Origin of the sequence: Blastococcus mobilis (assembly GCF_900188025.1) — a bacterium.
Classification (GTDB): domain Bacteria; phylum Actinomycetota; class Actinomycetes; order Mycobacteriales; family Geodermatophilaceae; genus Blastococcus_B; species Blastococcus_B mobilis.
The window spans coordinates 1-6,755 of record NZ_FZNO01000059.1 but is presented as its reverse complement, the minus strand read 5'-3'; the positions used below and the strand labels follow the sequence as shown (position 1 = coordinate 6,755).

The window sequence follows — 6,755 nt, the reverse complement described above, 5'->3', positions numbered from 1 at the left end:
CGAACGATCCGTGAGCTGCGTTGCGCACAGACACGTCACTGCTGCGTGACCGTCGGGCCGATCGCGCGGTCTGACAGTCCGCCACCTCGCGATGAAGCGGGTCGACGCTAGCGCCGACTCACTGCGGTCAGAAGAGATTCCGATACGGCGCGGACCTGCCGCACGCCGACCCGGCGAGCGAGCACGACCGGTTCGGAGCCCTCCGCTACACGGTCGATTCCGATCCGCATCGAGAAGCGGCAGAGGCTGTCCGGTCTCCTCGACACCGCATCTCGTCAAGATCTCGATGCTCGTGATGAGCCGGATGTGCCCGCACGCTGCTCGAGTAGCCGTCGCCGGCCCCGTGATCGTGCGGTCGGGTCTCGACGCCGGTCAGGCCGTCGCTGGAGAGAAGGAAGTGGCCAGGTCCTCCGCCGATTCGCCCTCGAGTTCGTCCATCGCGCCCCCCACCGCCTCTCGAGATGGGCGGGCTTACAGGATGCGCCCCTTCGATGGCCCGAAGTCGCCCAGCCATCACAGGCGACACGCACTTGACCCGACGGAAGCGGGATGACCGGAAGGAGCGCAGGACCCCGGTAGGAGGGACGTCTTCCCACGGATGCCCCACACCGAGGTCCTGCTGTGTCCGATCCTGTCACCTATACCGCCGTGCTCCCGGTCGCCGAGGAGACCGTGCAGTTCGTGTCGCGGCTGCTGGCCGCCGAACGCCGGCGACGCGCAGCCGCGGGCGCCGACGGGGGCTGGGCTGCTATCGGCAGGCGGTGCTGGTGCTGCGCTGGTTTCTTGACGGCACCCGGCTGGCCCAGTTGGCCGCCGACAACCGGATCGGCCGCTCAACGGCCTACCGGTATCTGCACGAGGGCATCGACGTCCTCGCCGCGGCCGCACCCGGGCTGCGCGGCGCGCTGCTGGCCGCCCGCGCCGCCGGCCATGCGCACGTGACGGTGGACGGCACGCTGATCCGCACCGACCGATGTGCCGCACCGGGTCCCACCGCCCGCGGTGACCGCCCCGAGCGTCGGGTGGACCTGTGGTGGTCGGGCAAGCGCGCCGCCCACGGCGGCAACATCCAGGTCATCGCCGCGCCCGACGGCTGGCCGCTGTGGACCTCGCCGGTGCGACCCGGCCGTGAACACGACACCACCGCATTGCGCGCCCACGCCGGGGCCCTGCCGCTGCTGGCCGAGTGGACCGACGCCACCCATGCCGTGCTCGCCGACCTGGGCTACGAGGGCGAACGCGCGGCCCCGACCACCCCGATCAAGCACCCCGGCGGCCGCCAGCTGACCGGCGACCAGCGCACCGTCAACCTGCTGCACGCGGCCACCCGCGGTCCGGCCGAACGCGGCAACTCCCTGCTCAAGACCACCTTCAAGGCGCTGCGCCGGGTCAGCCTCTGCCCCTGGCGGATCGACGCGATCACCGCCGCCGCTCTCGTGCTTCTCCATCACCAGCACGGCCGGACGACATGATCATCGACCGGGCCGAGCCGTTACTGGGAATGGCTCACTGGGAGGGCGCCCGCCGGCTGGGGGTCGGTGAGGGTGGCAATGCGGCGAGCGTGGCCGCCCCGGTGCGGTTGCCCGGCGCACTCCGGGTTCTGTGGAAACCCCCGGGTGTCCACAGCCGCGGGGTGGCCGGGCCGGCGACGTCGGCACGCGGGGACCTTGATCTTCTGCCATGCCGCCCGAGCGGGCGGGACGCACCGAACCGGGAGGGCAACGGAGGGATCATGCCGCGCGGTGTGCCCGGGAGCGCGCCGGAACAGGATCGAAGAGCCCTGGCGACGGTCATCGGGTGCTGGATACGGTCCGTCATTGGTACGAGGAGGCCCCGTGTCCGCTGCCGTTGCTTCCCCCAACGAGCGAACCTCCGAGCCGGCACCCCCGCTGGAGGCCGCCGAGATCGTCGCCCTCCCGTCCGCCCGCGGCGTCGCCGGCGGCCTGGTCGGCGCGATCGCCCGGCCCGGCGCGCTGGCCCGTGAGACCGTCCGTCTCGGCCGGGACGTCGTCTCGATCCTGCGGGGCACCGACCGGCTGGCGCCGTCGGCGCAGGACGAGCGCTTCACTGACCCGGCGTGGCGGGAGAACCCCGCCTACCGGCGGCTGGGCCAGGCCTACCTTGCCTGGGGTTCCTCGCTGAACCGGTTGGTCGACCGGTACGAGGCCGAGGGCGCCGACTGGCGCGATGTCGAGCGGGCCCGCTTCGCGCTGACCGCGCTGACCAGCGGGATGGCGCCGACCAACACGCTGCTGGGCAACCCGGCCGCTCTCAAGCGGGCGATCGACACCGGCGGCCGCAGCATCGTGCGGGGCATGGGGCATCTGGTCGAGGATTTCGTGCACCACGGCGGGCTGCCGGCGCAGACCGACCGCTCGGAGTTCGCCGTCGGCAGGAACCTGGCTGTGACCCGGGGCGCGGTGGTCTACCGGGACGACGTCATCGAGCTTCTCCAGTACCGGCCGACGACCGAGCGGGTGCGGCAGCGGCCGCTGGTCATCGTCCCGCCGCCGATCGGCCGGTTCTACTTCCTCGACCTGGCGCGGGAGCGCAGCTTCGTCGAGTACGCCGTCGGCCAGGGGCTGCAAATGTTCATGATCAGCTGGCGCAACCCGGCGCGGCAGCAGGCCGGCTGGAACCTCGACACCTACGCCGAGCGCATCCGCCGGGCGATCGGGGTGGCCCGGGAGATCACCGGATCGCCGGACGTGAACACGATGGGCTTCTGCGCCGGCGGAATCCTCCTGACCACGGTGCTCAACCACCTCACCGCGATCGCCGACCGCAGCGTGCACAGCGCGGCATACGCGGTGACCCTGCTTGACTTCGACAGCCCGGCGCCGATGGCCGCGTTCTCCGGGCGCCGTGGACCAGGCGCCGGCCGGCGCAAGCCGCGCACCCACGGGGTGATCCCCGCCCGGTCGATGGAGTCCGCCTTCAGCTGGATGCGCCCCGACGACCTGGTGTTCCACTCCCTGGTCCACCAGTGGTTGATGGGGGAGGACCCCCCGGCCTCCGCCCTCCTGGCCTGGTACGCCGACGGGACCAACCTGCCGACCGCCCTGCACAAGCAGTTCCTGCAGATCTTCCAGGACAACACGCTCGTCCGGCCCGGCGCGGTGACGGTGCTCGGCAGCCCGGTGGACCTGGGCGAGATCACGCTGCCCACGTTCGTCCTCGGCGCGGTCGCCGACCACCTGACCCCGTGGACCGGCTGCTACCGGACCACCCAACTGCTGTCGGGCCCCGCCACCTTCCTGCTCAGCTCCGGCGGCCACCTCCAGAGCCTGGTCAACCCGCCGGGCAACCCCGAGGCCAGCTACTGGACCGGTGGGGCCCCGGGGCCGGACCCGCAGGACTGGCGCGCCGCGGCCGAGTGGCACGCCGGCAACTGGTGGGAGTGCTGGGCGCCGTGGACCATCGAGCGCTCCGGCGACGAGGTGCCCGCCCCGGCCGAGCTGGGCAGCGCCGTCCACCCGCCGCTGGAGCCCGCGCCGGGCTCCTACGTCCGCGACCGGCCGTCCGCCTGACCGCCCCCTCCGCGTGGGCAGCCGGTCAGGCAAGCCGGCGACCTCCTGGACGGCGTCGTCAAGACCTCGTACGTCGCCGGGTGACGCGGCCCGGACGCGGGGTGAGGACGGCGCGGCTCGCGCAGCGGCGAGTCGGGCGGCAGCGGCTGGAAGGCCGCGCATCTCCGGCGCCGGTCCCGCACCGTGCCGGTGGCCGCACCGGCGCGGCGACCTCCGCGCCCGCTCCACCAACCCTCCCGGCCGACAGGAGACAGAGGGCTATGAGGATCACCGTGGTGGACCTGCCCGACCTGGCCCGCTTCGAGCTCCGGATCGAGAACGAGGTCCTCGGCCGGGCCAGCTACCACGTGGCCGACGGCGCCATGACCCTGCCCTACACCGAGGTCGATCCGCGCCGGCACGGCCAGGGTCTGGGCACCATCCTGGTCCGCGGTGTCTTGATCGCCGCCCGCCAGCGCCCAGCTGCGGGTGCTGCCCTACTGCCCCTTCGTCCGCCACCACCTGCTCACCCACCCCGCCGAACTCGACCTGGTCTGCGCAGCCGACCGGTCGATGTTCGGGCTGCCGCCCACCCATCCCGACCGAGGCTGAGAACCGCCCCGGGAACGAACCCCGCCGCCGCGGGACGACGGGGCGGTCCGGCGTCGAGCCCCGGCCCCGGTCCTGCTCGACCCGGCATGCTGCAGGCCAGCCGCAGGTCAGCGGCGGCCCACAGCGCCACGCCGCGGCCGGCGGACCGGGCCACCGGCATGCCGGCGATGCGGTCACTCGGACGACGGACGTGCCCTGGTGAGGTAACGCAGCTCGGCGAGCATCAACTCCGGGTAGTGCAGCGGCAGGAAGTGCGTGCCCGCCAGCTCCCGGTACCGGGCGGCCGTGAGGCGACGGGCCGCGGTGCGCAGGTCTGCCACGTCGACGAACGCGTCGTAGCGGCCGGCCAGGAAGGTCACCGGGCAGTGCACGGGCGACACATCCAGCGGCGCGTGGGCGGCGACCGCGGCGGCGAGGTGCCGATACCAGCGCCAGTCGTGGCCGGCGAACTCACGCAGCACCGCGGTCAGCGTTCCCAGACCCGCGGCCTCTGCCGCCGCCGCCCACCCGGGGCGGCCGGCGACAGCGCGTCCTCCCACGGTCGGAGACCCGCCACGACCAGCGGCAACAGCGGTCCGATCACCGGCAACCACCAGCTGCTGAGGTGCCCGATCCGTGCGCGCAGCGGCCGCGGTACGCCGAGTGGGGCGAACAGCGAGGAGAAGCTGCCGCCGGGCACCCCGGCGACGGCCAGCACTCCGGCGACCCGCGCGGGGTCCTGCAGTGCCAGCTCGAATGCGACGTTGACCCCCAGCGACCAGCCCACCAGGGTCGCCGAGCGCACACCGAAGGCGTCCAGGACCGCGCGGGCGTCGGCGGCGTGATCCTCGACCTGCACCCGTCCCCGGTCCATGGGGCGCTGCGAGCCGCCCAGGCCGCGGTAGTCCCAGCTGAGGACCCGATACCGGCTGCTTCGGGCGACCAGCCGGGGCCACGCCGCAAGCGGGGCGCCCAGGCCGTTGCACAGCAGCACCGGGTCGCCGTCGCCGTCGTTGCACCAGCCGCGGATGCTCGTCCCATCCGCGCTGCGGATCTCGCGGCTGCTCACGAGGGCAGGACGGCGGACGACGGGACGGGCAGCGGCACCCGCGCGAATCTACCGAACCGGCTGGGCCCACCGCGACACGCCCGGAACGCCAGCGGTTGGGAGCTCGCCGCTTGGAACATCCAGCAGCCACGGACGTCCTCGGCTGGTTGACCTTCATGTGGGGTTGTCGGCCGACGTCGGAGTGGTTGACGACAGGCGGGTACGGTCCAACGAAAGTTCATGAGGCGCTTCTCCTGACCGTCCGGGGGCGGCGCGAACTGCAACCGGCAGGGCGGCCCAAGGGTCGCTATGTCACGCCGTGGTGGTTCGTCAACGCTCGTCAGCCTCTGGATGATCTTCTTGGTCAACGGCGCGGTGCTGTCCAGCTGGGCACCGCGGATTCCTCGCGTCACAGCCGGCCTGGGCCTGTCGGACACGGAGTTGGGCGTCGCGCTGTTCGGAGTGGCCGCAGGCTCGGTCCCGGCGCTCCTGCTGACTGCCCGGGCACTCGCCGTCGTCAAGGACACCCATCTCTGCATCGTGGCCGCGCTGATGTTCAGTGCGGCTCTGCGTTGATCGCCGTAGCGGGCACCGTGGCCCAACTGACGACGGTGCTGGTCCTGCTCGGGGCGGCCAGCGGCACCCTGGACGTGGCCATGAACACGGCGGCGATCAACTTCCAGGTCGCCGTCGGGCGCCACGTGCTTGCTCGGCTCCACGGCGGCTACAGCCTGGGCGTCCTCGCCGGTGCCGGTGGCGGAGCGGTCGCCACCCATCTGGACGTCTCCGTCGGCACGCACTTCGCCGCCGTCGCGGCGCTGCTGAGCGCGCTGTCCCTGGTGGCCGCTCCCGGACTGGTCCGCCAGACCTGGCCGGCACTGGTTCGGCCGGCCGCGGGGCAGCCGGCCGCCGAACGGCCGGTTCGGCCGGCGGCCCGGCTGCCGATGACGGTCGGCCTGCTGGCGGTCACGTGCTTGCTGGTGGAAGGGCTGGTGACCGATTGGTCTGCCCTTCTGGTGACCCGTGATCTCGGTGCCGGTGCCACGCACGGGGCCATGACCCTGGCGCTCTTCAGCCTGGCAATGTTTATCTCCCGGTCCTGCGGCGATGCGGCGCTGGGGCGCCTCACCGAACCGCAGCTGTTGGTCACCGCCGCCGTGGTGATGCTGGCTGTCAAGCACCGGGTCTGATGGAGGCTCGGTTCTCACGCTCCGACCGGTGTCGGGGCGGTGGTGCGGTCGTGATGGGCGAGTTCGTACTCGGCCGGTGGAACCACGCCGAGCTCGCCGTGTAGCCGGCGGTGGTTGAACCAGTCGATGTACTCAGCGACGGCGATCTCAACATCATCGATGCCCCGCCAAGGGCCCTTGTTGCGAATCAGCTCGGCCTTGAACAACGAGTTGAAGGCCTCGGCCAGCGCATTGTCGTAGGAGTCGCCGCGGGAACCAACGGAGGCGACCGCGCCTTCCTCGGCCAGCCGCTGCGAATACCGCACCGCAGTATATTGCACGTCGCGATCGGAATGGTGAATCAGTCCGGTCAGGTCGTCACCGGCCCGCTGGCGGGTCCAGATGCCCATCTCCAGAGCGTCCAGCGCCAGATTGGTG

Annotated in this window: 7 protein-coding genes and 2 pseudogenes; 6 read left to right on the top strand and 3 right to left on the bottom strand. The window is 72.3% G+C overall.

Going from position 1 to position 6,755, the window contains the following annotated elements; all coding sequences use genetic code 11:
* Positions 1-648 precede the first annotated feature (648 nt).
* The 4 genes and pseudogenes from CHB94_RS24045 (at position 649) to CHB94_RS26500 (ending at position 4,121) form a co-directional block, all read left to right on the top strand.
* Positions 649-1,472 (top strand): annotated as a pseudogene (locus tag CHB94_RS24045) (HARBI1 family protein).
* A gap of 363 nt (positions 1,473-1,835) precedes the next feature.
* Positions 1,836-3,530 carry a PHA/PHB synthase family protein gene (locus tag CHB94_RS24040; RefSeq protein WP_254920887.1) on the top strand — a complete coding sequence of 565 codons (1,695 nt, stop codon included), beginning with the start codon at positions 1,836-1,838 and terminating at the stop codon, positions 3,528-3,530.
* A gap of 260 nt (positions 3,531-3,790) precedes the next feature.
* Positions 3,791-3,928 (top strand): annotated as a pseudogene (locus tag CHB94_RS26505) (GNAT family N-acetyltransferase); the annotation flags it as partial.
* 70 nt (positions 3,929-3,998) lie between these two features.
* Positions 3,999-4,121: a hypothetical protein gene (locus CHB94_RS26500; protein WP_254920886.1), complete on the top strand. Its 123-nt coding sequence runs from the start codon at positions 3,999-4,001 to the stop codon at positions 4,119-4,121.
* A gap of 173 nt (positions 4,122-4,294) precedes the next feature.
* Here CHB94_RS26500 and CHB94_RS26495 read toward each other — a convergent pair whose 3' ends face one another.
* Complete coding sequence (locus CHB94_RS26495; protein ID WP_254920885.1) at positions 4,295-4,582, bottom strand: alpha/beta fold hydrolase; 288 nt, start codon at positions 4,580-4,582, stop codon at positions 4,295-4,297.
* Positions 4,583-4,587: 5 nt separating this feature from the next.
* Complete coding sequence (locus tag CHB94_RS26490) at positions 4,588-5,169, bottom strand: alpha/beta fold hydrolase (protein WP_254920884.1); 582 nt, start codon at positions 5,167-5,169, stop codon at positions 4,588-4,590.
* Positions 5,170-5,499: 330 nt separating this feature from the next.
* Between CHB94_RS26490 and CHB94_RS24025 the strand changes: the two genes are divergently transcribed.
* Both CHB94_RS24025 and CHB94_RS24020 read left to right on the top strand, forming a co-directional pair.
* Positions 5,500-5,724: a hypothetical protein gene (locus tag CHB94_RS24025; RefSeq protein WP_089339068.1), complete on the top strand. Its 225-nt coding sequence runs from the start codon at positions 5,500-5,502 to the stop codon at positions 5,722-5,724.
* The gene (locus CHB94_RS24020; RefSeq protein ID WP_141137648.1) at positions 5,721-6,338 is read left to right on the top strand and encodes an MFS transporter; all 618 of its coding nucleotides are present in this window, start codon (positions 5,721-5,723) and stop codon (positions 6,336-6,338) included. Before CHB94_RS24025 ends, CHB94_RS24020 begins: the two co-directional genes overlap by 4 nt.
* Before the next feature lie 14 nt (positions 6,339-6,352).
* On the opposite strand, the gene CHB94_RS24015 is transcribed toward CHB94_RS24020, so the two are convergent.
* A partial coding sequence (locus CHB94_RS24015) for an integrase core domain-containing protein (protein WP_217899498.1) occupies positions 6,353-6,755 on the bottom strand: 403 nt, incomplete at its 5' end.

Bases quoted from the DNA above. Each gene is read 5' to 3' on its own strand.
- CHB94_RS24025 (WP_089339068.1), top strand. From the start codon at position 5,500: ATGATCTTCTTGGTCAACGGCGCGGTGCTGTCCAGCTGGGCACCGCGG.